Origin of the sequence: Streptomyces sp. NPDC127098 (genome assembly GCF_042722465.1) — a bacterium.
Lineage (GTDB): Bacteria > Actinomycetota > Actinomycetes > Streptomycetales > Streptomycetaceae > Streptomyces > Streptomyces millisiae.
Window position 1 is genome coordinate 178166 of the sequence record NZ_JBHXFJ010000005.1, and the last position, 24024, is coordinate 202189.

Below are 24024 nucleotides of genomic sequence, written 5' to 3' on the forward strand. Positions count from 1 at the left end.
TGGGCTGTGGGTGCTCCACGAATCCTCCGTTGATTGGGCTGAGTACGAGGCTGAGCAAAAGAAACCGTTTTCTCACTCTGTGTGGATCGTAAGCGGCTGAAATAAGCCGAATCAAGGTAACGTTGGCCCGTGGCAACGACTGGACCGCAGAAGCCGGTTTCCGGCACTCAGGGGCGGCGCAGCACCATCCGGGACGTGGCGCGGCAGGCCGGCGTCTCGGTCGCGACCGTCTCCCGGGTGCTCGCCGACAACTACCCGGTGACGCACGCGACGCGGGCCAAGGTACTGCGCGCCGTGCGGCAGCTCGACTACGTCGCCAACGCGCACGCCAAGGCCCTGGCGGGCACCGGGGTCGAGACGCTCGCCCTGGTGCTCGACGACATCACCTGGAGCGCCTTCGCGCAGATCGGCGCCGGCGTGGAGCAGGAGGCCGCGCGGCGCGGGCGGTTGTGCCTGGTGTGCACCACGCAGGGCGACCGGCAGCGGGAGTTGGCGGTCGTCAACCTGATGCGGGAGCAGCACGCGGCCGCCGTCATCCTGGTCGGCGGCATCCAGTACACGGCCGAGTACCGGGAACGCATGAGCCGGTTCGCGCGCTCGCTGGACAGCGTCGGGTCGCGTCTCGTGCTCTGCGGCCGGCCGCCGCTCGGCGAGGACCTGCCGGCCACCGTCGTCGAGTACGACAACGAGGGCGGCGCGTACGGCGCCACCGCGCACCTGCTGTCGCTCGGGCACCGCGGGATCCTCTTCGTCGGGGCGCAGGAGGGCCAGTCGACGGCGGACGGCCGGCTCGTCGGCTACCGCAGGGCGCTGGCCGACTACCAGGTGCCGGCCGTCCCGGCGCTGGAGCGCGAGGCCGTCTTCCAACGGGACGCCGGGCTGCGCGCGGTGCGCGAGGCGCTGCGCGAACGGGTCGCGTTCACAGCCGTGTTCGCGGCCACCGACATGGTGGCCCTCGGCGCGCTTGAGGCGCTGCGCGAGGCGGGCCGCCGCGTTCCTGAGGACGTGTCCCTGGTCGGCTACGACGACATCCCGATGGCCAGCGAGCTGACCCCGCGGCTGACCACCGTGCACGTGCCGTACCAGGAGCTCGGGCGCACCGCGGCCCGCCTGGTGCTCGACCGTCGTGAGGGGATCGGCGGGGCCGAGGACCGGGTGCGGCTGAGCACCCACGTGGTGGTCCGCGGCTCCACCGCTCCCCCGCCGGCGCCGGTCCCGGCCTGAGCCGGCGGTCACTTGAGGGCGCCGAGGGTGACGCCGGTGCGCCAGTAGCGCTGCATCGAGACCATGAAGACCACCAGGGGGATCACGGAGAGCAGGGCCCCGGTGAGCACCAGCGCGGTGAGGTCGACGCCGGCCTCGTCCCGCTTGCTGTTCCAGAAGTACAGGCCGAGGTTGAGGCTCCACTTCTCCTCGCCGCGCAGCATGGTGAGGGGCAGGAAGAACTGGTTCCAGACCTGCACGAAGGAGAGCAGGAAGACGGTCGCCCCGCCGGTCGACATCAGCCGGACCACGATCTGGAAGAAGATCCGCAGCTCCCCGGCGCCGTCGATGCGGGCCGCCTCGATGATCTCCTCGGGCACCGCGCCGTCGGTGTAGACCTTGGCCAGGTAGACGGCGAACGGACTGATGAAGGACGGGATCAGCACCGCCCACACGGTGTCGACCAGGCCGATCCGGGAGAACAGCAGGTAGAGCGGCATGGTCAGCATCGCGTACGGGATCAGGAAGGAGCCGATCACCGCGCCGAGCAGCAGGCCGCGCCCGGGGAACTGGAAGCGGGAGAGCGAGTAGCCCGCGGCCAGCGCGACCAGGGTGCTCACCAGGCCGCCGACGCTCGCGTACATCAGCGAGTTGAGCAGCCAGCGCAGGTAGATCCCGTCGTTGTAGGTGAAGACCTGCTCGATGTTCCGGAAGAGGTTGAAGTCGCCGAACCACAGGCCGTTGGTGTAGAGCAGGTCGCGCTGGTCCTTGGTGGCGGACACCACCAGCCACCACACCGGGGCGACGGAGTAGAGCACGAGGGCGCCGAGGCCGACCAGCACCAGGAGCCGGGAGAGCCTGGACTGCCGGGTGCCCACGGGGAGTTCGTCGCCGGGATCGGCCCGCCCGCGGCGGGTCCTGGCGGGGCGTGTCCGGCGGGAGTCGGCCGGCGGGGTGGGGGCGGGCGCGGTCAGCTGGGTCTGTCCGGTCGCGGTCATGACGAGGGCCTGTTCGTGAACTTGTAGAAGAGGAAGGAGATCGCACCCACGACGAGTGCCAGGATCACCGAGAGCGCGGCCGCGTAGCCGTAGTCGTTGCTGTCGAACGCCTGGTAGTAGATGAGCATGATCGGCGTGTAGCTCTTGGTGACGGTCTCGGGCGCCACCTGCCGGAAGAGCAGCGGCTCGTTGAAGATCTGCAGCATCCCGATGATGGCGAGCATGCCGGTGAGCACCAGGGCGCCGCGCACGAACGGGACCTTGATCGACCAGGCGATCCGCAGCTCGCCCGCGCCGTCCACGCGCGCGGCGTCGAACACCTCGCGCGGCACGGCGCGCAGCGCGCCGTAGATGATCAGCATGTTGTAGCCGACGCCGTGCCAGGTCAGCAGATTGCCCATGGAGACCCAGAGCATCTCGGAGGCGTAGAAGTCGGCGTCGACGCCCAGCAGGCCGAGGGCGTCGGTGAGCGGGCCGAGCCGGGGGCTGTACAGGTACATCCACATCAGCGCGGCCACCACGCCCGGGATCATGTACGGCACGAGGAAGGCGAGCCGGAAGCGGTGCGCCGTCCTGGTGGCGATCTGGTCGAGCAGCAGCGCCATGGCGAGGGCCAGCGCGAGCATCAGCGGGATCTGGACGCAGGCGAAGACCAGCACGCGGCCGACCGAGGCCCAGAAGGCGCCGTCCTCGATCGCCCGCGAGAAGTTGTCGAGGCCGACGAAGACCCGCTCCTGGCCGCCGATCCCGAGGCCCGAGCTGCGCTCGCTGAACAGGCTCTCGTAGACCGCGTAGCCGACCGGGATCACGAAGACGAAGAGGAATCCGACGAAGAAGGGGGCGGCGAACGCCGCGCCCTTGACCGCGCGGAGCGTGTGCCAGCGGGACGTCCGGCGGGGGCCGCGACGCGCGTCCGCGGCCCCTTTCGGCTCCGCCGTGGTGGCGGTGATCGACATCTGGGATGTGCCTAACGTTGGGTGTGACGGGTTTCGGCTCTGCGACTCACTCGACGACGTTCACGCCCTGCTGCCTGAGGTCGTTCACGGTCCACTCCTGCATGTGCGTGAGGATCGACTCGACGGTGATCTCGCCGTTCATCGCCTTGCCCCACTGGTCGGCCAGCTCCTCGTACATCGCCCGGGAGTTGGGGCCGTAGATCCAGCCGTCGGCGTACTCCGACGACTCCTGGATGACGGGCACCGTCTCGTCCGCGTACTCGCCGAACAGCTCCCGCGGCACCAGCGCGTCGAGGTACGGCTCGGGGTCGGCCACGGCCGGGTACCAGCCGGCGCCCTCGGCCGGGTCGGCCATGGCCGTGACCGGCTCGGCCTGGGTGGCCAGCCAGACGGCGGCCTCGACCGCGGCCTCCTTCTCCTCGCACAGGGCGGGCACGAACAGGCCCGAGGTGTCGGCGGCCGAGAGCGGCGCCTCCTGGCCGCCCAGGGTCAGGTTGGGCGCGGGCTCCCACTCGCCGAGCGTCTCGTCCGCGTTGTTCTGGTGGCCGCTGAGCTGCCAGGTGGACAGCTGCCGCATGGCGATCCGGCCGGCGTCGTACTCCTGCATCATGGCCGGGTACTCGGCGTACGAGATCCGCTCCACCAGGTCCTCGTCGAGCAGTCGCTGCATGATCCCGGAGGCGGTGCGGGACGCCTCGTCGGTGAAGTCGATCCGCCAGGCGTCGCCCTCGATCGAGTACCAGCGGGCGCCGGCCTGCCAGGCCATGTTCATCCAGGTCGACGGGTCCTCGCCGGCCAGGTTGAAGATGTGGACGCCGTCCTCGCGCAGCGCCTCGCCGACCTCGACGGCCTCCTCCCAGGAGGTCGGGTAGTCGAGGCCGCGCTCCTCGAAGGTCGGCGCGTGGAACATGGTGAAGACCGGCTGCCGTTGGTTGGGCACGCCGTAGACCACGTCGGCGATGGACAGCGCCTCGATCGCGCCGTCGGCGAACTCGCCGGCGCTCGGCTCCAGGTACTCGCCGATGTCGGCGATCACGCCCTGGGCGAGCAGCATGCCGCCCTGACGGTTGTCGCTCTGCGCCAGACAGGGGGCGCCGGCCGGGTCGCCGGCGGCGTGCGCGTTGTTGAGCGAGTTCGACATCTCGGCGGCCGGCACGTTGACCAGCTCGATCTGGACGTCCTCGTGCGCCTCGTTGAACGCGCGGACCGCGACGTCGGCCCCGCCCTTGTCGCTCCACAACCGCAACGTGACGGGCCCGCCGGCGCCCGCGCCGGAGCCGCCGCCCCCCTCCCCGCCACCGCAGGCGGCGAGCGTGGCCACCAGGCCGAACGCCGCTCCGCCGAGCACCCAACGCCTCTTCGCGCTGCTCATGTACCGCTCTCCTTCGAGTCTTCCCTGATGCTGCGCGGGGCCGGTCCTCGTCGAGTAACCGGTTACCAGAAATCGTTTTCTATTCACTGACTGTTCCGCACCTCTCGAAAACGGTTTCTGCTGCTTCCCCACGCGGCCACCCCGCCCAACCCGGCTGAGAGGCGGCCCGCTGAACGATCGATTCAAGCCCGCACCTTGATGCACCGGCACGTTAGGCGCCGGATCGGCGGACGTCAATGCCCGGGACAGATACCGGTTACTTTCTGGCGGCCCGGCGAGGAGATCCGGCGGGGCTCGGGTCAGGTCGGGCCGTTCAGGGCGGCCTCCAGGGCGGCCAGGTGGGTGGCGACCGGGCCGAGGGTGAGGAGCCCGCTGGCGGCGCCGGCGAGTTCGGCGCTGGCGGGGAGCAGGTGGTGGTGGGCGCGGCGCATGAGGGGGCGGTCGTCGAGGGCGATGGCGGCGCGGGCGAGCAGGCACCACAGGGCCTCGGCCAGCAGGTCGGGCGGCGGTTCAGGGGCACGGAGCAGCGCGTCGGCGGCGGCGGTGCGGCGGTCGGCGGCCAGCAGCACGAGGGGGCGGGTCCATGGCGCGTAGGGGCCGAAGTCGGTGTGCTCGTCGCCGTCCGGTGGGAGCCCGCGGCCGATCCGCAGGCAGAGCAGGGCGAGCGGCAGCAGTCCGTGTTCGAGCCCGGGCATGCCGGCGCCTTCGAGTGCCGCGGCCGCGTCCCGGTACGCCGCCTCGGCTTCGGCGAGCGGGGCGCCGGTCGCGGCGCGGCGCAGCGCGGCGTACCAGCGGGTGAACACGCCGACCAGCGGGAGCTCGTGCCGCTCGGCGAGGCGGTCGGCCGCGGCCGCGTGCCGGTCGGCGCCGGTGAGGTCGGCGGCCGCGCAGTGGGCCTGGAGGCGGATGAGGTGGCCGAGCACCTGGTAGGTGGTCAGGCCGTGTCGGTCGGCGAGGGCGACGAGTTCGGCGCCGACGGCGTCGCGGCGCGGCGCGAGCCCGGTCCTTTCGCAGCTCTGCATGAAGACGCCGTTGAGGGCGAAGGCGAGCAGCGCCGGGTCGTCGAGGCGGCGCGCGAGCTCCTCGGCCTGCCGGGCGGCCTCGGGTCCGCCGGGGTCGCGGCTGCCGCGTGACTCGACGGCGATCGTGGCGAGCAGCCGGGCCCTGGCGGCCTCGTGTCCCTCGGCGGGGAGCGCGGCCAGGGTGCGTCGGGCGGCGGCCACCACGCGGGCGGTCTGCTCCGGGTCGTCGACGCGGGTCCAGATGGCCGGCACGTCGTAGGCGCCGACCACCCGGGCGGTCAGTTCGGGATCGCCGAGCTCCTCGGCCGCCGCGACCGCGGCCACCCGGTGTCGGCGGGCGGCCGTGAGGCCGCCGCCACCGGTGACGGCGAGGTCGCGCAGCAGGCCGACGGTGGACGCCAGGCGGGCCTTGGCGCCGGTGGGCACGGCCCGGTCGTAGGCGGCGGCCGCCTCGGCCCAGACCCGCTCCGCTCCGCCGGGGTCCGGGGCGAGGTGGGGGGCGTGGCGGAGGATGTCGGTCTCCAGGCGGCGCAGTCGTGGCCCCGGGTCGATGCCGAGCCGGTCGGCGAGCAGGGCGCGGGCGCGGCGCAGCACCGCGAGCGCGTCGCCCTGCCGGCCGGCCCGGTAGAGGGCGAGGGCCAGCAGCCGCCACGCCTCCTCGCGCCAGGGGTGCTCGGTGACGTGCGCGTCGAGGTCGGGCACGACGTCCGCGGCCCGGCCGAGGGCGAGCCGGGCCTCGGCGAGGCGCTCGACGGCGCGCAGCCGGAGCTCGGTGAGCCGGGTCCGCTCGGCCCGTGCCCAGTGCGCGTCGGGGAACTCGGCGTAGGCCGGGCCGCGCCAGCGGCCGAGGGCCTCCGCGAGCCGGGGCGCCGCGCGGTCCGGTGGCAGCTCCCCGGCGGCGCCGAGCTCCGCCTCGAACCGCCAGGCGTCGACCGCGTCGGGTTCGGCGCGCAGCGCGTACCCGGGCCCCTCGGTGACCAGCAGCGCGGCGGGGGTGCGGGGTCTGCGGTCGGGTTCGAGTTCGCGGCGCAGCGCCGCGACGAAGGTGCGCAGGGCCCCGACCGGGTCGGCGGGTGGCACGGTCCACAGGTCGTCGACGAGGCGGTCGACGGGCACGACGCGGCGGCGCGCGACGATCAGCCTGGCCAGCACGGCGCGGTGCCGCGGCCCGCGCAGGGCGAGCGGGCGGCCGGCGGCGTCCCAGCCGGTGACCGGCCCCAGCACCCCGAACTCGACCCGCACCCTCGGCCTTCCTCTCCGGCGTTCGTACCCGGTCACGGTACTGCGGCGGTGCGGCGTGCTCATCGGTTGCTCATCCGCGTCCGGGAGTGTGGTGGCAGCGAGGTACCGCACGAAGGAAGGAACGCACCATGTCGCCTGTCATCCCCGGCTTCGCGTACCGGCGGGTCGCCGTCGCCGAAGGGGTGTCGCTCAACGTCGCCGTCGGCGGCTCCGGCACGCCGATCGTGCTGCTGCACGGTTTTCCGCAGACGCACCTGATGTGGCGGCACGTGGCCGCCGACCTGGCGGCGGACCACACGGTGATCTGTCCCGACCTGCGCGGCTACGGCGCCAGCGACAAGCCGGCCGAGTCCGCCGCCGGCGGCTACGCCAAGCGGACCATGGCGGCCGACGTCGTCGCGCTGGCCAGGGCGCTCGGCCACGAGCGCTTCGCGCTCGCGGGGCACGACCGGGGCGCGCTGGTGGCGTTCCGCGCCGGCCTCGACCATCCGGACGCGGTCACCCACCTGGCCTGTCTCGACGTGCTGCCCACCCTGGACATGTGGGAGGTGATGAGCGGCACCGCGGCCGCCGTGGGCTTCCACCTGTATCTGATGGCCCAGCCGCCGGGGCTGCCCGAGCGGATGATCTCCGCCAGCGCGGACGCGTTCTTCGGGCACTTCCTCGACCTGTGGGGCAGGGACCCGGCGGCGATCCCGTCGGACGTCAGGGACGTCTACCTGGCGGCCTGCCGTGGAGCGGTGGACTCGATCGTCGCGGACTACCGCGCCTCGGCCGGCGTGGACGTGACGCACGACCGGGCCGACCGCGCGGCCGGCAACCGGCTGCGGATGCCGGTCACCGTGCTGCAGCAGGACTGGGGCGCGGCGCTCGGCTACGACGCGACCGCGCTGTGGGGGGCATGGGCGCCGAAGCTCCGGCACGCCACCGTCGACTGCGGCCACTTCATGGCCGAGGAGGCACCGGACGAGGTGGCCGCGGCGCTGCGGGAGCTGCTGGCCAGGTGACGGCGGCCTCCCGGCCGGGCTTGACCGGGCCGGACAGCCGGTTGGCGGCCGGGTTGGCGGGGTGACGGTGGCCTGCCGGCGGCATGCCGGCCGGGTCTGGCTGGCCGGGTGTCGTCAGGCCGGGTGGCAGGAGCCTGCGGGCTTGGCGGCCCGGCGGCCTCGTCCGCGGGCCGGGCGACGGCGCCCTGCGGGCGGCCTGCCGGCCGGGCTGACCGGCCGGCAAAGCCGGGTCCGGCTGGCCAGGCGTCGGGAGCCCGCCAGACAAGCGGCCCGGCCGCCTCGTCCGCAGGCCGGGCGACGGCGCCCTGCGGACGGCCTGCCGGCCGGGCTGACGGGGCCGGCAGACCAGGCCGGTTGACCGGGTGACGGAGCCACCGACCAGGCAGCCCAGTGGCCGCCTCCGCGGGCCGGGCGTCATCCGTCAACGCTCGGGAGTCAGCCACCGGCGGCGTCCATGCCGGGCACGTTGGTCAGCTGTCGCCGGCGCAGCCGGGCCACGCCGTGACCGCCCGTCAGCCATCGCCCACCGCCCGCCCGTCAACCGCCGCCAGCGGCAGGGCCGCACCGCTCGTCAACCGTTGCCGGCGGCAGGGCCGCACCGCCGGTCGACCAGCGCCAGCGGCTTGGCCGCGCGGCCGGTCCGACCCGCGCCAGCAGCGAGGTCGCGCCGCCGGTCAACCGTCGCCGGAGGCCGAGGCGGAGGCCGTGCCGGTGACCACGGACAGTGCCCTGGCCAGGTCGGTGTCGGTGAGGTCGGCGCGGGCGGTGAGGCGCAGCCGGGAGACGCCGTCCGGCACCGAAGGGGGGCGGAAGCAGCCGACTGCGAGCCCGGCGGTGCGGCACTCCGCGGCCCAACGCACCGCGGCCTGCGGCGAGGCGGCGCGGACCGCGACCACGGCCGCGTCGGGTGGCGAGACCGGGAGCCCTGCGGCCGCCAGGCCCTGGTAGAGGCGCCTGGCGGCCGCCAGGGCCTGGGTCGCCAGGACCGGCTCGCGGCGCAGCAGGCGCAGCGCGGCCAGCGCGGCGCCGGCGGCGGCCGGGGCGAGCCCGGTGTCGAAGACGAAGGTGCGGGCGGCGTTGACGAGGTGTGCGATCACCCGTTCCGGGCCGAGGACGGCGCCGCCCTGGCTGCCGAGCGCCTTGGAGAGCGTCACGGTGGCCACCACGTCGGGCGCGCCGGCCAGGCCGGCGGCCGCCACCGCGCCCCGGCCGCCGTCCCCCAGCACGCCGAGTCCGTGCGCGTCGTCCACCACGAGCGCGGCTCCGGCCGCGCGGCACGCCTCGGCCAGCCCGCCGAGCGGGGCGAGGTCGCCGTCGACCGAGAACACGGCGTCGGAGACGGCCACCGCGCGCCGAGCGCCCCGCTCGCCGAGCGCCTTGCGGAACGCCGCCGGGTCGGCGTGCGGTACCACCGCGACCTCGGCGCGGGAGAGCCGGCAGCCGTCGATCAACGAGGCGTGGTTGCCGGCGTCGGAGACGACCAGCGTGTCCCGGCCGGCGAGCGCGGCGAGCGCGGCCAGGTTGGCGGCGTAGCCGGAGGAGAACACCAGCGCGGCCTCGAAGCCGCAGAACTCCGCGAGTTCGGCCTCGAGTCGGGCGTGCAACTCGGTGGTTCCGGTGACGAGCCGTGAGCCGGTGGCGCCGGCACCCCAGCGCCGCGCGGCCGTGGCGGCGGCCTCGACCACCTCGGGGTGGCGGGCGAGCCCGAGGTAGTCGTTCCCGGCCAGATCCAGGACGGTGGAGTGGGCGGAGCGCGGCCGCAGTCGACGCGTGAGCCCGGCACACCTGCGCTGCTCGGCGACGGCGTCGAGCCAGTCGAAGACCCGTCCTGACGCGTCGTCACGCATGCGGCAGCCCCTCCGGAGATTGTTGGATGCTCATAAACCTAGTCCGCGCCGTCCTGGGGAAACAGGCGGCAGTGGACACTATCGCCCCTGTCGCTTTATGGACTTCCTCCTTTGCCGTGAGGGTGCCGGCTGCGCCAGGATCGACCTCATGGAGCTGCTCAACACCCTGGTGGCCAAGGGGCTCAGCCGTGAACTGCCCACCCGCGAAGAGGCGTTGGCGGTGCTCGCCACCTCCGACGACGAGCTGCTCGACGTCGTCGCGGCCGCCGGCAGGGTGCGCCGCCGGTGGTTCGGGCGGCGCGTCAAGCTCAACTACCTGGTGAACCTCAAGTCCGGCCTCTGCCCGGAGGACTGCTCGTACTGCTCGCAGCGGCTCGGCTCGACCGCCGGGATCCTCAGGTACAGCTGGTTGAAGCCGGACCAGGCGGCCGACGCGGCCAGCGCCGGGGTGGCCGGCGGCGCCAAGCGGGTCTGCCTGGTGGCCAGCGGGCGCGGGCCGACGGACGGCGACGTGCGGCGGGTCTCGGAGACGGTCGCCGCCATCCGCGAGCGGCACGCCGATGTCGAGGTGTGCGCCTGCCTCGGGCTGCTCTCGGACGGCCAGGCCGAGCGGCTGCGGGAGGCCGGGGTCGACGCCTACAACCACAACCTGAACACCGCCGAGGCGACCTACGGCGACATCTGCACCACGCACGGCTTCGACGACCGGGTGGACACCGTCCGGCGCGCCAGGTCCGCCGGCCTCTCCTCCTGTTCGGGGCTGATCGCCGGCATGGGCGAGCGCGACGAGGACCTGGTCGACGTGGTCTTCAGGCTCCGCGAGCTCGACGCCGACTCGGTGCCGGTCAACTTCCTGATCCCGTTCGAGGGCACGCCGCTCGCGAAGCGGTGGGACCTCACCCCGCAGCGCTGCCTGCGGATCCTCGCGATGGTGCGCTTCGTCTGCCCGGACGTGGAGGTGCGGATCGCCGGCGGCCGGGAGGTCCACCTGCGGTCGTTGCAGCCGCTCGCGCTGCACCTGGCCAACTCCGTCTTCCTCGGCGACTACCTGACCAGCGAGGGCCAGGCGGGCAAGGCCGACCTGGAGATGATCGCGGACGCCGGCTTCGAGGTGGAGGGCGCCGACGACCGGACGCTGCCGCCGCACCGGGCCGACCTCGTCGCGGTGCGGCGGCGCGGGGCCGGCACCGAGGTGGCGCCGAATGCCTGACGAAAGGCCGTTGGCGCCAGGGGAGTTGCTGGACCTCGACCGCCGGCACGTCTGGCACCCGTACGGCCCGATGCCGGGCACGACCGCGCCCCTGGTGGTCGAGTCGGCCGCCGGGGTGCGGCTGCGGCTGGCGGAACCGGCGTTCGGGCAGCGCGAGTTGGTCGACGGCATGGCGTCCTGGTGGTCGGCGCTGCACGGCTACAACCACCCGGTGCTCAACGCGGCCGCGCGGGACCAGCTGGACCGGATGAGCCACGTCATGTTCGGTGGCCTCACCCACGAGCCCGCGGTGCGGCTCGCCACCCGTCTGGTCGGGATCACCCCCGAGCCGCTGCGGCACGTCTTCCTCGCCGACTCGGGCTCCGTCTCGGTCGAGGTGGCGATCAAGATGTGCCTCCAGTACTGGCGCTCCCTCGGCCGCCCCGCGAAGCGGCGGCTGTTGACCTGGCGCGGCGGCTACCACGGCGACACCTGGCATCCCATGTCGGTGTGCGACCCGGACGGCGGCATGCACCGGCTGTGGTCGGGCGCGCTGCCCCGGCAGATCTTCGCGGGGGCCCCGCCGGCCGGCTTCGACGCGGCGCCGGAACCCGGCTACGTGGCGTCGCTGCGCGAGCTGATCGCCGCCCACGCCGGGGAGTTGGCGGGGGTGATCGTGGAGCCCGTGGTGCAGAACGCCGGCGGCATGCGGTTCCACTCCCCCGACTATCTGCGGGTGCTGCGCGAGGCGTGCGACGAGCACGACGTGCTGTTGGTGTTCGACGAGATCGCGACCGGCTTCGGCCGCACCGGCGGGGTACTGTTCGCCGCCGACCACGCGGGCGTGGCCCCCGATGTGATGTGCGTGGGCAAGGCGTTGACCGGCGGCTACCTGTCGATGGCCGCCACGCTCTGCACGCCCCGGGTGGCCGAGGGCATCTCACGCGGCGAGGTGCCGGTGCTGGCGCACGGGCCGACGTTCATGGCCAACCCCCTGGCCGCGGCGGTGGCGGGCGCCTCGGTCGACCTGCTGCTGGCGGGCGACTGGGCGGCCGAGGTGAAGCGGATCGAGACCGGGCTGCGGGAAGGGCTCACGCCGGCCGCCGGACTCCCCGGGGTACGGGACGTCCGGGTGCTCGGTGCCATCGGCGTGATCCAGCTCGACCACCAGGTCGACCTGGCCGCGGCGACGGCGGCCGCGGTCTCGCGGGGCGTGTGGCTGCGGCCGTTCGGCGACCTCGTCTACACCATGCCGCCGTACGTGACGGACGACGCGGACCTCGCGCTGATCTGCGGGGCCGCGTGCGCGGCGGCCGAGGCCGGCTGAGATGGACGGCCCCTTCCTCTTCGTCAGCGGCACCGGCACGGAGATCGGCAAGACGGTGGTCACGGCGGCGGTCGCGGCCACGGCACGGGCCGGTGGCCGCTCGGTCGCGGTGCTGAAGCCGGCCCAGACCGGCCTGACGGCCGGTCAACCGGGCGACGTGGCCGAGGTGATCCGGCTCGCCGGACCGGTCACCGGCCGCGAACTCGTCCGCTTTCCCGATCCGTTGGCGCCGGCGACGGCCGCCAGGCGGGCCGGGCTGCCGCCGGTCGGCCCGGCGGAGATCGCCAAGGCGGCCGAGGCCCTGGCCGAGGACCACGACCTGGTGCTGGTGGAGGGCGCCGGCGGGCTGCTCGTCTGGTTCGACGAGTCAGGCAGCACGCTCGCCGACGCGGCCCGCCGCCTCGACGCGCCGGTCCTGGTGGTGACGACGGCCGGGCTCGGCACGCTCAACACCACGGCCCTGACCGTCGAGGCGCTGCGTGCCAGGCGACTCGCCTGCCCGGGCCTGGTCATCGGCAGCTGGCCCGACCGGCCCGACCTGGCGGCCCGCTGCAACGTCGCCGACCTGCCGCGCGTCGCGGAGGCGCCGCTCCTCGGCGCGGTCCCGTCCGGCGCGGGCGCGCTCCCGCCACCCGCGTTCCGGGACCGCGCACCGGGCTGGCTGGCGCCCCGGCTGGGCGGCCACTGGACCGGCTGACCGCCCGCGCGGCGGGTATCGCTGCCTGGTTATCCCCCGCTCAGTTCACCTCGCCGAAGCGGAGCGGCCGACCGCCGGCAGTGTCGGTGGGTGACCGGGTGGACTAAGGGTGATCCCGCGAATGGTCTTCTGGTGCGGCCCACGCGTGATCGCGTGATGTGGCCTGTAGGCAGGCGATGCGGAGCATGGCGTGGTGGACGCCGTCCCGTACGTCATCGCGTACCGCATCGGCATCCCACTTGGGCCGGCCCAGCAGGTGCCGCATGCCATCAGGACTCGCCTCCCCGGCCCACTCGGCGATTGTCCAGCAGTTCTTCCGCGGCAGGTCCGCCAGCAGCCCGCGCACGAAGTCCCGCGCCCGAAGGCGTGGTTCGACCCACGCGAACCTCGCCGCCATCCGGCCCGTCAGACCCTCGAACGCCTCCGGCTACCGGGCAGGGTCTACGCTGTGAGCCGCGCCACCGCATGATCTTCGTTTGGCCACACAGCTCACGGTGATCACCGGTCGCCGCAGCCGTCTTCTCACCGGCCCTGACCAGCCAACATGACGATCTGCGCCTGGAGTAGGCGGCGGTCGAAGGGGCGACGCAGGCGCGCCGTCCCGTATCGGGAGGACATATGCGACGTGGCGAAGTCTGGTGGGCGGATTTCAACGAGCGGCGGGCAGTCGTACTGCTGTCGGGAGAAGAGGCGTCCGGTTTCCTGGCGATGCAGGTCGTCGCCCCCGCGGGCACCGATCTCAGCGGCGTGGCCGTTGAGGTGGCGGTAGGTGCCCCCGAAGGACTGCCTCTCGAAGGCGTCCTGAGAGTCGCACTTCCACGTCCCGGCCTCATCCCTTGCACCTGGCTGGTCACCCTGGCCAGGGAAGACCTGATCGGGCAGGCGGGCGTCCTGCCGTCCGCGAAGCTCAGCGAGATCGAGGACGCCCTTCGTCTCGGTGGACTCAAGTAGGCAGAGAGGGACGGACGCCGCCGACGGCGCGGCCGGTCTCGTCGAGATGGTCAATGGTGGCCGCGCCATATCAGCGGCGCCCCCACTCACAAGATCACCGCTCGGACCGCCAAGCGGCCAGCCAGCCAGCAAGTGCGCCCAGGCGTGCGGGCACCCAGACGGAGTCACGCCTTCTATTCGTGCGCGGCGGCAGCTGTCGCACACACCGAGCACCGCCCGGACCATGCCCGGGCGGTGGTGCGCTGGGCGCTGAAGCCTGCGCCCGGCCCGCATGTGCTCGACCTCGGCGCCGGAACCGGCAAGCTGACGCGCGTCCGGCGACGGTGAGGCGTCACGATGGCACCCGCGTCCGGTGCGGGCCCGCGAGCACGTGAGGGTCGCCGCCGAACTCGCCGGGGCTCAGCCGCCGAACGGAGCCGTCCGGGAGGATCTCGACACCGTCATCGCACCGAATGACCTGCGGCGAGGCCGCAGGGGACGGCCTCCACCTCGCGAACTGGAGAACGCTCAGTCGAGACAGAACTCGTTGCCCTCGATGTCCTGCATCACCATGCACGACTCGTTGTCCTCATCGGCAGGCAGCAGTCGCACCCGCACCGCGCCGAGCGCGACCAGTCGTGCGCATTCGGCCTCGAGCGCGGCCAGCCGCTCCTCACCCACGAGTCCGGTGCCGACCCGGACGTCGAGATGCACCCGGTTCTTGACGACCTTGCCCTCGGGAACACGCTGGAAGAACAGTCGCGGCCCCACGCCCGAGGGGTCGACGCACGCGAACCACGCCCCCTGATCCCCAGGCGGCAGCGAGCGGTTGACATCGTCCCACGTGGCGAACCCCTCCGGTGGCGGCGGCGCGACGTACCCCAGCACCTCGCACCAGAAACGAGCGACGCGCTCAGGCTCCGCACAGTCGAAGGTGACCTGGAACTGTCTTACCGATGCCATCGGTCAAACGTAGCAGGGCCGTCCACGGCGATCGCCATCCATTGTTCGGCGGCGACAGCCGACCGTCACGCCCCGCCGGGGAAAGCTGAGTGGAGAACCGGGAGCGCGAACGCGCTGGCGTGTTCTCACACCGTCCCGCCGCCGTCGGGGGCCGGTCGGCCGGCGCGTGCCGGCTGGAGGGCGCGGCGCAGTCGCTGGTCCAACGCGTCAAGCAAGCCCGGCAGTTCGGGCGCGACGGCGAGGTCGTCCAGGGTGGCCGTGGGGAGGAAGCCGGAGTCGGCGACGCCGCGCAGCGCGTCGAGCAGCGGCGTCCAGAAACCCCCGGCGTCGAGGAGGCCGACGGGCTTGGTGTGGAAGCCCAGTTGGCGCCACGACCACACCTCGAAGATCTCCTCCAGCGTGCCGAGCCCGCCGGGGAGGGCGACGAAGGCGTCGGCGTGCTGGGCCATGATCGCCTTGCGCTCGTGCATCGAGTCGCACAGGAGCAGCTCCGTCACCTGCTCGTGCGCCCACTCCCGCTCGACCATGCTGCGTGGCATGACACCGATGACCTCGCCGCCCGCCTCCAGCGCGCTGTCCGCGAGCACCCCCATCAGCCCCCTGCGGCCGCCGCCGTAGACGACGCCGATCCCGCGTCGCGCCAGCTCCGCGCCCACCCCGGCGGCCAGGTCGGCGTACGCGGGATCATTCCCGTCGGACGAGGCGAGGAAGACGGCGAGGCGGCGCATGGGACCTCCGGGACGGCTGGTGAAGGGCTATCGGTGTACCACGGGCGCGCCGGCGCCGGCCACGGGTCTTCCCGGGCCGCGCTCACGGGCGGGCGGATCCGGAGCCGCCGGGCCGCGACGTCCACAGTCCGCAGCGGAAGTCATACGGAAAGTTGCCGGGCCAGGGCTCTTGCCCGCGTCGCTTACGCCCGCTTAGCATCCCGTCCACACGGTCGAATCGATTCGACGAATCGATTCGACGAGGGAGCGTAGATCGCCGCAAGGGAGCGGGAATGGCCACGATCAAGGATGTCGCGGAGCGCGCGGGGGTTGCCCCGAGCACCGTGAGTTACGTCCTCAGCGGTTCCCGCAAGATCTCGGAGCAGACGGCGAAGGCCGTCCACGAGGCGATCGCCGAGCTCGGTTACCACCCGCGCGCCAGCGCGCGCACGCTGCGCAGCGCCCGCAGCGAGGTGCTGGTGCTGGCCGTGCCACGGGAGCCGGGCAAGTACCGGGCGATGGACGGCCGGTTCGCCATCGAGATCAGCGACGCGGCCCGTGGCCACGGCTACGACGTGCTGATGATGACCGAGCCGGACGGCGTCGACGGGCTGCGCCGCATCGCCCGCAGCGGTCTCGCCGACGCCGCGGTCCTGATGGCCGTGCGCGAGGCCGACCCCCGGATCGCCGCGCTGCGCGAGTTCGGCTTCCCCACCGCCCTCCTCGGCCACGGCAACGAGCGCGACGAGGCCGAGGTGCCCTGGGTCGACCTCGACTGGGAGGCCGCCGTCGCCCTCGCCGTCCGGGAGTGCGTCGCCGCCGGCCACCGACATGTCGTCTTCTGGGCCTCGGCCGAGCACGAGATCTCCGCCCGCCGCGGGTACGCCATGCACGGCCTGGACGGCGCCCGGCTCGCGGCCGCCGAGACCGGGGCGGACGTCCGCGTGCACCCCTCGACCGCCGACCCGGAGCTGCTGCGATCCCGGCTGCGCGAGGTGCTCGGCGCGCGCCCCGCGCCCACCGCGCTGGTGGTCCAGCACCTGATCCCGCTGCACCTGATCCTCGACGAGATCGCCGCGCTCGGCCTGCGGGTGCCGGAGGACCTGGCCGTGGTGCTGGTGGGCAGCCTGCCCGACGAGCACGCGCTCTTCGCCCTTCCCCGCATCGACCTTCCGGTGAGCCGGATGGCGGCCGCCGTCGTCCAGCTCGCCGTCCGGGCGATCGGCGCCGCAGCGGAGCCGGGTCCCGCACGCCACGAGCTGATGTCCCCCGGGATGGCCCCGGGACCCGTCGTCGCCAAGCCGTCCCCCTCCCGCTGATCCACCCCGAGCCGTGAATTGGAGACCACCAAGCCCATGCGATCGAGCTCCATACGATCAAGAGCGTGGCGCACGCCGGTGCCCGCCGCAGCGCTGACCCTGGCGGGTGCCATGGTCGCGTTCGGGCTCACCGGCTGCGCCGCGGAACCCGACCCGGGCACGGTGACCGTGCTCAACTCGGCGACGGACACCGCGGAACACGAGGCCAACCAGGAGTTCTTCGAGCGGTGCGCCGAGCCGCTCGGCCTGCGTGTCGAGCAGATCAGCGTGCCGGCCGACCAGGTCGCGTCGAAGGCGCTGCGGATGGCCTCGTCCGACTCCCTCCCCGACATCCTGGAGCTGGACGGCTCGCAGGTGCCGCAGTTCGCCGAGACCGGCGGGCTGCTGCCGATCGGCGAGGCCGGCGTCGACACCTCGGTGTTCTCGGAGAGCGCCAACTCGCTCGGCTCCTTCGACGGCACCCAGTACGGGGTGGCCCGCTCGGTCAACTCGCTGGCGTTGATCTACAACGTCGACATGCTCGCCGAGGCCGGCCTGGAGCCGCCCACCACCTGGGAGGAGCTGGAGACCACCGCGGCCGCGCTCACCCGGGGCGACACCTACGGCATGGCGTTCAGCGCCAGCCCCAACGCCGACGGCGTCTACCAGTTCCTGCCGTTCTTCTGGTCGGCGGGCGGCGACGAGGCACACCTGGACGACGGCGCCGGGGTGCCGGCGCTCCAGCTGTGGAAGGACCTGGTGGACGCCGGTTCGGCCTCGCGGTCCGTCGTCAACTGGAACCAGCAGGACGTCAACGACCAGTTCATCTCGGGCCGGGCCGCGATGATGATCAACGGCCCCTGGCAGGTGCCGGTGCTCGACGGCCAGACGGACGTCGACTGGGCGGTCGCCAGCATCCCGGTGCCACAGGCCGGTGGGGACCCGGTGCCCCCGATCGGCGGCACCGTGATGACCGTGCCGCGCAACGACGACGCCCCGGAGCGCGTCAGCAACGCGGGCCGCGTCCTGGAGTGCCTCAACTCGGAGGAGAACCAGCTGGCCTGGGGCGAGCGCGTGAACAACGTGCCGACCAGGGCCGAGGCCGCGCAGGCGTACCGCGAGGCGAACCCGAAGCTGGCGCCGTTCGCCGACCTGGTGCTCACGGCACGGTCGCGGACCGCCGAGGTCGGCACCCGCTGGCCGGTGGTCGGCGACGCGCTGGCCGGCGCCTTCCAGTCCGTGCTGACCGGCAGGTCGTCACCCGAGCAGGCCCTGGACGCCGCGCAGCGCCAGGCCGCGGCGGGAGAGTGAGGACGCCATGACGATCACGTCCCTTCCCACCGAGGAGCGGGCGCCGGAGCGCGCCCCCGTACGGCGCTCGGGCGCCGGGCGCCGCCGCCTCTACCAGTGGCTGTTCGTGGCCCCCGCGCTGGTGTACCTGCTGGCGTTCTTCGGGTACCCGCTGGTCCGCAACGTGCTGATGAGCTTCCAGGAGTTCACGCCGACGACGTACTTCACCGGTGAGTCGCCGTTCAACGGCCTGGACAACTGGCGCGAGGTCTTCGACAACGAGCTGTTCGGCGACGCGCTGTGGCAGACGATCCTGTTCACCGTGGGCTCCCTGGTGGGCCAGTTCACCATCGGTCTCGGCCTGGCGGTGTTCTTCTCGCGGCGCTTCCACCTCTCCGGCGTGATCCGGGCGGTGCTGCTGCTGCCGTGGCTGGTGCCCATGGTGGTCTCGGCCGTGGTCTGGCGGCGGATCATGGACGAGGACCACGGGATCCTGAACAGCTTCCTGGAGACCGTCGGCCTGTCGGGCGACGGCGTGCCGTGGCTGAGCAGCCCGAGCGTGGCGCTGCTCTCGGCGATCCTGGTGAACATCTGGATCGGCATCCCGTTCAACATGGTGATCCTCTACGGCGGTCTGCAGGAGATCCCGCGTGAGCTGTACGAGGCGGCGTCGCTGGACGGCGCCGGCCCGTGGCGCACGTTCCGCTCGATCACGCTGCCGATGCTGCGCCCGGTGGTGACGGTGGTCCTGGTGCTCGGCTTCATGTCGACGATCAAGATCCTCGACCTGATCCTGGCGCTGACCGGCGGCGGCCCGGCCGACTCGACCCAGACGCTGGGCACGCTCACCTACCAGCTGTCGTTCCTCCAGCTCGACTTCGGCCAGGGCGCGGTGGTCGGCAACGTCCTCATCCTCATCAGCGCCGTGTTCGCGGTGCTCTACCTGCGGATCAACCGCAGCGACAACCAGCAGGGGAAGTGACCGGTGATGAATCGCACTCCCGCCCGCGCGCGGGCGCGCCGCGCCTGGAACACGGCGGCCGCGCTGCTGATCCTGGCCGTGATGCTGTTCCCGGTGTACTGGATGCTCAGCACCTCGCTCCAGCCGCACTCGAGCATCGCCTCGGCCGACCTGATCCCGTCCTCGCCCAGCTTCGACAACTTCTCGGCGGCGCTGGACAGTCAGGGCGGTTCGCTGGTGACCAGCCTGATCGTGTCGCTCGGCGCGGTGGCGGTCTGCCTGGCGCTGGCGGCGCCGGCGGCCTACGGTCTCGCGCAGTTCGGGCTGCGCGGCAGCCGCGGCATCGTGTTCGGCACGCTGATCACCCAGATGGTGCCGGGCATCGTGGTGGCCAACGCGCTCTACAGCGCCTACGCGGAGCTCGGCCTGGTCAACTCCTACCTCGGCCTGATCCTGGCGGACGCCTCGCTCGGCCTGCCGTTCGCGATCGTGCTGCTGCGCGCGTTCATGGTGTCGATCCCGACCGAGGTGGTGGAGGCCGCGATGGTGGACGGCGCCAACCGCTTCACCGCCTTCGTCCGCATCGTGCTGCCGATGAGCCGTAACGCGCTGATCACCTCGGGGTTGTTCGCGTTCCTCTTCGCCTGGGCGGACTTCATCTTCGCGCTGACGTTGAACACCACGGACGACGTGCGCCCGGTGACGCTGGGCATCTATCAGTTCATCGGCGCCCATGTCAGCGACTGGGGCGCGGTGATGGCCACCGCCGTACTGTCCGCGATCCCCGCGGCGATACTGCTGGTCGTCGCACAGAAGTACATCGCCGCCGGGATCGCCGGCGGCTCCGTCAAGTAGAGCAAGGGCGCCATCGCTTATGACTGCCAACGGACCCGCCACGTCCGCGTCTTCCGAGTCCTCGTCGTTCCCCACGTTCCCGCCCGGCTTCTACTTCGGCGCGGCCACCGCCAGCTACCAGATCGAGGGCGGCTACGACGAGGGCGGTCGTGGCCCGTCCATCTGGGACACGTACTGCCGGGAGCCCGGCCGGGTCGCGAACGGCGCCACCGGTGACGTGGCCTGCGACCACTACCACCGTTACCGGGAGGACGTGGCGCTGCTGCGTGACCTGGGCGTGGACAGCTACCGCTTCTCGGTGGCGTGGCCGCGGATCCAGCCGACCGGTTCCGGCAAGGCCAACCAGGAGGGGCTGGACTTCTACGACCGGCTGGTCGACGAGCTGCTGGCCGCCGGGATAGCGCCCGCCGCCACGCTCTACCACTGGGACCTGCCGCAGGCCCTGGAGGACCTGGGCGGCTGGCGGGTGCGCGGGACGGCGGAGCGGTTCGCCGAGTACGCGGCGCTGGTCGTGGACCGGCTCGGGGACCGGGTGACGCGCTGGATGACGCTCAACGAGCCGTTCTGCTCAGCGTTCGTCGGCTACGCGATCGGCCGGCACGCGCCGGGTGCCCGCGAGGGCCGGGGGGCGCTGGCCGCCGCCCACCACCTGCTGGTCGGGCACGGACTCGCGGTGCGGGCGCTGCGCGCGGCCGGCGCCGACGAGGTCGGCATCGTGCTCAACCCCGACCTGCTGCTTCCGGCGAGTGACTCGGAGGCCGACCTGGGCGCGGTGCGGCGCGCCGAGACCCTGCACAACGCGGTCTGGCTCGACCCGCTGTTCGCGGGCCGCTACCCGGAGCACGAGGCGGAGACCTGGGGCGAGCTGGCGGACGGCTCCTGGCGCCTGGACGGTGACCTGGAGATCATCGGCGCCCCGCTGGACTTCCTCGGCATCAACTACTACCGGCCGATCACGGTGCGGGACGTGCCGCTGCGCGACCCAGAGCCGGCGACCCGCACCGCGGTCGACATCCGGGTGGAGGAGACCTGGCGGGACGACGTCCGGCACACCACGATGGGCTGGCCGGTGGTGCCGGAGACGTTCACCCGGCTGCTGACGGAGCTCACCGAGCGCTACCCGACGGTGCCGCCGCTGGTCATCACCGAGAACGGCTCGGCCGAGGACGACGAGGTGGCGGCGGACGGCCAGGTGCACGACGCCGACCGCGTCGACTACCTGCGCGACCACCTGCACGCGCTGGCCGCGGCCATCGAGGCGGGCGTCGAGGTGCAGGGCTACTACGTCTGGTCCCTGATGGACAACTTCGAGTGGGCCTTCGGCTACGACAAGCGCTTCGGCATCGTTCGGGTCGACTACGACACCCTCGAACGCCTGCCCAAGGACAGCTACCGCTGGTACCGGGACATGATCGCCAACCACAAGACGCAGGAGATCTCTTGAAGTTCACCGACGGCTACTGGCTGATGCGCGCGGGCGTCCAGGCGTCCTGGGCCAAGCAGCTCGCCGACGCCCGGACAGAGGACGACCGACTCACCCTGTACGCGGCGGTGCGCAAGGTGGAGCGTCGCGGCCAGACGCTCAACAGCCCGCTGCTGACCGTGGAGTGCTTCTCGCCGGCGGAGGGCGTGATCGGCGTGCGGTCCGTCCACCACGACGGCGAGGAGGACCACGGGCCCCGGTTCGCGCTGGCCGAGGACCCCGGGCACGCCGGCAAGACCTCGTCCGACGGCTCGGTCCTCGAGCTTTCGAGCGGCCCGTTGACCCTGCGCGTCGACGCGGACCGGCCCTGGCGGCTCGACTTCGTCGCCGACGACCGGGTGCTGACCTCGGCCGGGTCGCGCGGCACCGGCTTCGCCACGGACCCGGACGGGCGGCACTTCTCCATAGGCCAACTGTCGTTGGGCGTCGGCGAGCTGGTGTACGGCCTCGGTGAGCGGTTCACGCCGTTCACCAAGAACGGCCAGACCGTGGACGTCTGGCAGGCGGACGGCGGCACGGCCAGCGAACAGGCCTACAAGAACGTGCCGTTCTACCTCACCAACCGGGGCTACGGCGTCTTCGTGAACCACCCGGGCCTGGTCTCCTACGAGATCGGCTCTGAGTCCGTGGGCCAGGTCCAGTTCAGCGTCGAGGGCCAGTCGGTCGAGTACCTGGTGATCTACGGCCCCACGCCCAAGGAGATCCTCGACCGCTACACGGCCCTGACCGGCCGGCCGGCGCTGCCGCCGGCCTGGTCCTTCGGCCTGTGGCTGTCGACGTCCTTCACCACGGACTACGACGAGGAGACGGTCACCCGCTTCGTGCGCGGCATGGCGGAGCGCGACATCCCGCTGAGCGTCTTCCACTTCGACTGCTTCTGGATGCGCGAGTACCAGTGGTGCGACTTCACCTGGGACCCTGCCGTCTTCCCCGACCCGGAGGGCATGCTGGCCAGGCTGAAGGAGCAGGGCCTGCGCGTCTCGGTGTGGATCAACCCCTACATCGGGCAGAAGTCCCCGCTGTTCGCGGAGGCCAGGCGGCTCGGCTACCTGGTGCGCAAGGCCAACGGCGACGTGTGGCAGTGGGACATGTGGCAGGCCGGCATGGCGCTGGTCGACTTCACCAACCCGGACGCCTGCGAGTGGTTCGCCGGCAAGCTGCGGGTGCTGGCCGGCCAGGGCGTCGACTGCTTCAAGACGGACTTCGGGGAGCGGGTGCCGACCGACGTGGTCTGGCACGACGGCTCGGACCCGGAGCGGATGCACAACTACTACACGCAGCTCTACAACGAGACCGTCTTCCGGGTGCTCACCGAGGCCCGCGGGGAGGGCGAGGCCGTGCTGTTCGCCCGCTCGGCCACCGCCGGCGGGCAGCAGTTCCCGGTGCACTGGGGCGGCGACTGCGAGTCGACGTTCGACGCGATGGCCGAGTCGCTGCGCGGCGGGCTCTCGCTCGGCCTGTCGGGGTTCGGCTTCTGGAGCCACGACATCGGCGGCTTCGAGGGCACCCCGACGCCGGCGATCTTCAAGCGCTGGGCCCAGTTCGGCCTGCTCTCCTCGCACAGCAGGCTGCACGGCAGCAACTCCTACCGGGTGCCGTGGGACTACGACGAGGAGGCGGTGGCCGTCACCCGGGACTTCACCCGGCTCAAGCACCGGCTGATGCCGTACCTCTACCGGGCCGCGGAGCAGGCGCGGGACACGGGCACGCCGGTGATGCGGGCGATGCTGATCGAGTTCCCCGACGACCCGTCCTGCCACGTGCTCGACCGGCAGTACATGCTGGGCGGCGACGTCCTCGTGGCACCGGTCTTCACCGAGGACGGGACGGTCGAGTACTACGTGCCGGCGGGTACGTGGACCCACCTGCTCTCGGGCGAGCAGGTCACGGGCCCCGGCTGGCGGCGGGAGCGGTTCGGCTTCGACAGCCTCCCGCTGCTGGCCAGGCCGGGCTCGGTGATCCCGTTCGGCGCCGAGGACGAGACCCCCGAGTACGCGTGGGCGGACGGGGTCACGCTGCGGGTCCACGCGCCGGCCGACGGCGTGGAGACGGTGACCACCGTCCCGACGCCCGGCGGCGCGCCGGCCACGTTCCGCACCCGGCGGGACGGGGACACCGTCACGGTGACGGCCGAGGGCGCGCCGGGCGCCTGGCGGGTCCAGCTCGCGGGCCCCGAGGGCTACGCGGAGCCGGTCGAGGCGGGCGCCGGGTCGCTCACCCTCCCGGTGGCCGGCTGATCCCGGCTACCCGGTCCCTCCGCTCGCGTCGATCCGGTCCAGCAGCGGAGGGATCCAGTGCCGCCCGTAGGCGGCGCGCAGCGCGGGCAGCCGCCAGTCGCGGCCGGTGACCCGGCCGCGACAGCGGCGGCTGCCGCAGCGGCAGTCCATCGCCCACCCGTCGACCCCGGTGTGGGTGGCGTAGTCACTGGTCAGCTCCTCACCGACGGCGATGTCGCGCCGGGCGACCAGGGTGAAGGCGTCCGCGTGCCACAGATTGGGCTCGCAGGAGTGGTTGCCGTACCGCACCGGCTCGGCGGGGTCGATCAACAGATGGAGACCCTCTGCGACAGTAATGCTGCCCAAGCGCCGCGCGGCCTGGCCGACGCCCAGCGAGGTCGTGGAGGGGGCGGGCGCGGGTCCTGGCCGGCTGGTCGCGCAGTTCCCCGCGCCCCTAGGGG

General features: G+C 72.9%; 20 protein-coding genes and 1 pseudogene. 12 read left to right on the forward strand and 9 right to left on the reverse strand.

Features of this window, described 5'->3' with window-relative positions; genetic code table 11:
• Nucleotides 1-129: 129 nt before the first annotated feature.
• Nucleotides 130-1224 (forward strand): LacI family DNA-binding transcriptional regulator, encoded by a 1095-nt coding sequence (locus tag ACFWI8_RS05905; RefSeq protein ID WP_387086273.1) that lies wholly within the window; start codon nucleotides 130-132, stop codon nucleotides 1222-1224.
• Nucleotides 1225-1232: 8 nt separating this feature from the next.
• On the opposite strand, the gene ACFWI8_RS05910 is transcribed toward ACFWI8_RS05905, so the two are convergent.
• From ACFWI8_RS05910 to ACFWI8_RS05925, 4 genes are all read right to left on the reverse strand, one after another.
• Nucleotides 1233-2201, reverse strand: coding sequence for a carbohydrate ABC transporter permease (locus ACFWI8_RS05910; RefSeq protein WP_387086276.1), 969 nt, complete (start codon nucleotides 2199-2201; stop codon nucleotides 1233-1235).
• Nucleotides 2198-3157: a carbohydrate ABC transporter permease gene (locus tag ACFWI8_RS05915; protein ID WP_387086279.1), complete on the reverse strand. Its 960-nt coding sequence runs from the start codon at nucleotides 3155-3157 to the stop codon at nucleotides 2198-2200. Before ACFWI8_RS05915 ends, ACFWI8_RS05910 begins: the two co-directional genes overlap by 4 nt.
• A 46-nt stretch (nucleotides 3158-3203) precedes the next feature.
• Nucleotides 3204-4529: an ABC transporter substrate-binding protein gene (locus ACFWI8_RS05920; RefSeq protein WP_387086282.1), complete on the reverse strand. Its 1326-nt coding sequence runs from the start codon at nucleotides 4527-4529 to the stop codon at nucleotides 3204-3206.
• Nucleotides 4530-4828: 299 nt separating this feature from the next.
• The gene (locus ACFWI8_RS05925; protein WP_387086354.1) at nucleotides 4829-6793 is read right to left on the reverse strand and encodes a BTAD domain-containing putative transcriptional regulator; all 1965 of its coding nucleotides are present in this window, start codon (nucleotides 6791-6793) and stop codon (nucleotides 4829-4831) included.
• Nucleotides 6794-6921: 128 nt separating this feature from the next.
• Between ACFWI8_RS05925 and ACFWI8_RS05930 the strand changes: the two genes are divergently transcribed.
• Nucleotides 6922-7800, forward strand: coding sequence for an alpha/beta fold hydrolase (locus ACFWI8_RS05930; protein WP_387086285.1), 879 nt, complete (start codon nucleotides 6922-6924; stop codon nucleotides 7798-7800).
• Nucleotides 7801-8474: 674 nt separating this feature from the next.
• On the opposite strand, the gene ACFWI8_RS05935 is transcribed toward ACFWI8_RS05930, so the two are convergent.
• Nucleotides 8475-9647, reverse strand: coding sequence for an 8-amino-7-oxononanoate synthase (locus ACFWI8_RS05935; RefSeq protein ID WP_387086288.1), 1173 nt, complete (start codon nucleotides 9645-9647; stop codon nucleotides 8475-8477).
• 148 nt (nucleotides 9648-9795) lie between these two features.
• Between ACFWI8_RS05935 and bioB the strand changes: the two genes are divergently transcribed.
• The 3 genes from bioB to bioD are packed head-to-tail and all read left to right on the forward strand — an operon-like array spanning nucleotide 9796 to nucleotide 12860.
• Nucleotides 9796-10857: a biotin synthase BioB gene (gene bioB, locus ACFWI8_RS05940; RefSeq protein ID WP_387086291.1), complete on the forward strand. Its 1062-nt coding sequence runs from the start codon at nucleotides 9796-9798 to the stop codon at nucleotides 10855-10857.
• Nucleotides 10850-12163, forward strand: coding sequence for an adenosylmethionine--8-amino-7-oxononanoate transaminase (locus ACFWI8_RS05945; RefSeq protein WP_387086294.1), 1314 nt, complete (start codon nucleotides 10850-10852; stop codon nucleotides 12161-12163). The genes bioB and ACFWI8_RS05945 overlap by 8 nt, the downstream gene beginning before the upstream one ends.
• Before the next feature lies 1 nt (nucleotide 12164).
• A complete protein-coding gene (bioD, locus tag ACFWI8_RS05950; RefSeq protein ID WP_387086296.1) occupies nucleotides 12165-12860 on the forward strand; it encodes a dethiobiotin synthase in 696 nt (231 codons plus the stop codon).
• Between the two features lie 196 nt (nucleotides 12861-13056).
• Here the strand turns inward: bioD and ACFWI8_RS05955 are convergent.
• Nucleotides 13057-13257, reverse strand: a pseudogene (locus tag ACFWI8_RS05955) (IS701 family transposase); the annotation flags it as partial.
• Nucleotides 13258-13478: 221 nt separating this feature from the next.
• Here ACFWI8_RS05955 and ACFWI8_RS05960 point away from each other — a divergent pair.
• Nucleotides 13479-13811: a type II toxin-antitoxin system PemK/MazF family toxin gene (locus ACFWI8_RS05960; protein WP_387086299.1), complete on the forward strand. Its 333-nt coding sequence runs from the start codon at nucleotides 13479-13481 to the stop codon at nucleotides 13809-13811.
• A gap of 507 nt (nucleotides 13812-14318) precedes the next feature.
• Here ACFWI8_RS05960 and ACFWI8_RS05965 read toward each other — a convergent pair.
• On the reverse strand, nucleotides 14319-14753 hold the full coding sequence (locus ACFWI8_RS05965; protein WP_387086302.1) for a VOC family protein: 435 nt from the start codon (nucleotides 14751-14753) through the stop codon (nucleotides 14319-14321).
• A gap of 125 nt (nucleotides 14754-14878) precedes the next feature.
• Nucleotides 14879-15481 (reverse strand): TIGR00730 family Rossman fold protein, encoded by a 603-nt coding sequence (locus ACFWI8_RS05970; RefSeq protein ID WP_387086305.1) that lies wholly within the window; start codon nucleotides 15479-15481, stop codon nucleotides 14879-14881.
• Between the two features lie 272 nt (nucleotides 15482-15753).
• Here ACFWI8_RS05970 and ACFWI8_RS05975 point away from each other — a divergent pair, with 272 nt between their 5' ends.
• From ACFWI8_RS05975 to yicI, 6 genes are read left to right on the forward strand one after another with little or no spacing between them, the layout of a single operon-like run.
• On the forward strand, nucleotides 15754-16779 hold the full coding sequence (locus ACFWI8_RS05975; protein ID WP_387086308.1) for a LacI family DNA-binding transcriptional regulator: 1026 nt from the start codon (nucleotides 15754-15756) through the stop codon (nucleotides 16777-16779).
• 36 nt (nucleotides 16780-16815) lie between these two features.
• Nucleotides 16816-18069, forward strand: a complete 1254-nt coding sequence (locus tag ACFWI8_RS05980) for an extracellular solute-binding protein (RefSeq protein ID WP_387086311.1) — start codon at nucleotides 16816-16818, stop codon at nucleotides 18067-18069.
• Nucleotides 18070-18076: 7 nt separating this feature from the next.
• Nucleotides 18077-19030, forward strand: a complete 954-nt coding sequence (locus ACFWI8_RS05985) for a carbohydrate ABC transporter permease (RefSeq protein WP_387086314.1) — start codon at nucleotides 18077-18079, stop codon at nucleotides 19028-19030.
• 6 nt (nucleotides 19031-19036) lie between these two features.
• Nucleotides 19037-19864, forward strand: coding sequence for a carbohydrate ABC transporter permease (locus ACFWI8_RS05990; RefSeq protein WP_387086317.1), 828 nt, complete (start codon nucleotides 19037-19039; stop codon nucleotides 19862-19864).
• Between the two features lie 19 nt (nucleotides 19865-19883).
• A complete protein-coding gene (locus tag ACFWI8_RS05995; protein ID WP_387086320.1) occupies nucleotides 19884-21308 on the forward strand; it encodes a GH1 family beta-glucosidase in 1425 nt (474 codons plus the stop codon).
• Nucleotides 21305-23584, forward strand: coding sequence for an alpha-xylosidase (yicI, locus tag ACFWI8_RS06000; protein WP_387086323.1), 2280 nt, complete (start codon nucleotides 21305-21307; stop codon nucleotides 23582-23584). Before ACFWI8_RS05995 ends, yicI begins: the two co-directional genes overlap by 4 nt.
• A gap of 6 nt (nucleotides 23585-23590) precedes the next feature.
• On the opposite strand, the gene ACFWI8_RS06005 is transcribed toward yicI, so the two are convergent.
• On the reverse strand, nucleotides 23591-24024 hold a 434-nt coding region (locus ACFWI8_RS06005), incomplete at its 5' end, for an SET domain-containing protein-lysine N-methyltransferase (RefSeq protein WP_387086326.1).

Coding starts and splice junctions, on each gene's coding strand:
- ACFWI8_RS05910 (WP_387086276.1), bottom strand. CDS start 2,201: ATGACCGCGACCGGACAGACCCAGCTGACCGCGCCCGCCCCCACCCCG.
- ACFWI8_RS05915 (WP_387086279.1), bottom strand. CDS start 3,157: ATGTCGATCACCGCCACCACGGCGGAGCCGAAAGGGGCCGCGGACGCG.
- ACFWI8_RS05920 (WP_387086282.1), bottom strand. CDS start 4,529: ATGAGCAGCGCGAAGAGGCGTTGGGTGCTCGGCGGAGCGGCGTTCGGC.
- ACFWI8_RS05930 (WP_387086285.1), top strand. CDS start 6,922: ATGTCGCCTGTCATCCCCGGCTTCGCGTACCGGCGGGTCGCCGTCGCC.
- ACFWI8_RS05935 (WP_387086288.1), bottom strand. CDS start 9,647: ATGCGTGACGACGCGTCAGGACGGGTCTTCGACTGGCTCGACGCCGTC.
- bioB (WP_387086291.1), top strand. CDS start 9,796: ATGGAGCTGCTCAACACCCTGGTGGCCAAGGGGCTCAGCCGTGAACTG.
- ACFWI8_RS05945 (WP_387086294.1), top strand. CDS start 10,850: ATGCCTGACGAAAGGCCGTTGGCGCCAGGGGAGTTGCTGGACCTCGAC.
- bioD (WP_387086296.1), top strand. CDS start 12,165: ATGGACGGCCCCTTCCTCTTCGTCAGCGGCACCGGCACGGAGATCGGC.
- ACFWI8_RS05960 (WP_387086299.1), top strand. CDS start 13,479: ATGCGACGTGGCGAAGTCTGGTGGGCGGATTTCAACGAGCGGCGGGCA.
- ACFWI8_RS05965 (WP_387086302.1), bottom strand. CDS start 14,753: ATGGCATCGGTAAGACAGTTCCAGGTCACCTTCGACTGTGCGGAGCCT.
- ACFWI8_RS05970 (WP_387086305.1), bottom strand. CDS start 15,481: ATGCGCCGCCTCGCCGTCTTCCTCGCCTCGTCCGACGGGAATGATCCC.
- ACFWI8_RS05975 (WP_387086308.1), top strand. CDS start 15,754: ATGGCCACGATCAAGGATGTCGCGGAGCGCGCGGGGGTTGCCCCGAGC.
- ACFWI8_RS05980 (WP_387086311.1), top strand. CDS start 16,816: ATGCGATCGAGCTCCATACGATCAAGAGCGTGGCGCACGCCGGTGCCC.
- ACFWI8_RS05985 (WP_387086314.1), top strand. CDS start 18,077: ATGACGATCACGTCCCTTCCCACCGAGGAGCGGGCGCCGGAGCGCGCC.
- ACFWI8_RS05990 (WP_387086317.1), top strand. CDS start 19,037: ATGAATCGCACTCCCGCCCGCGCGCGGGCGCGCCGCGCCTGGAACACG.
- ACFWI8_RS05995 (WP_387086320.1), top strand. CDS start 19,884: ATGACTGCCAACGGACCCGCCACGTCCGCGTCTTCCGAGTCCTCGTCG.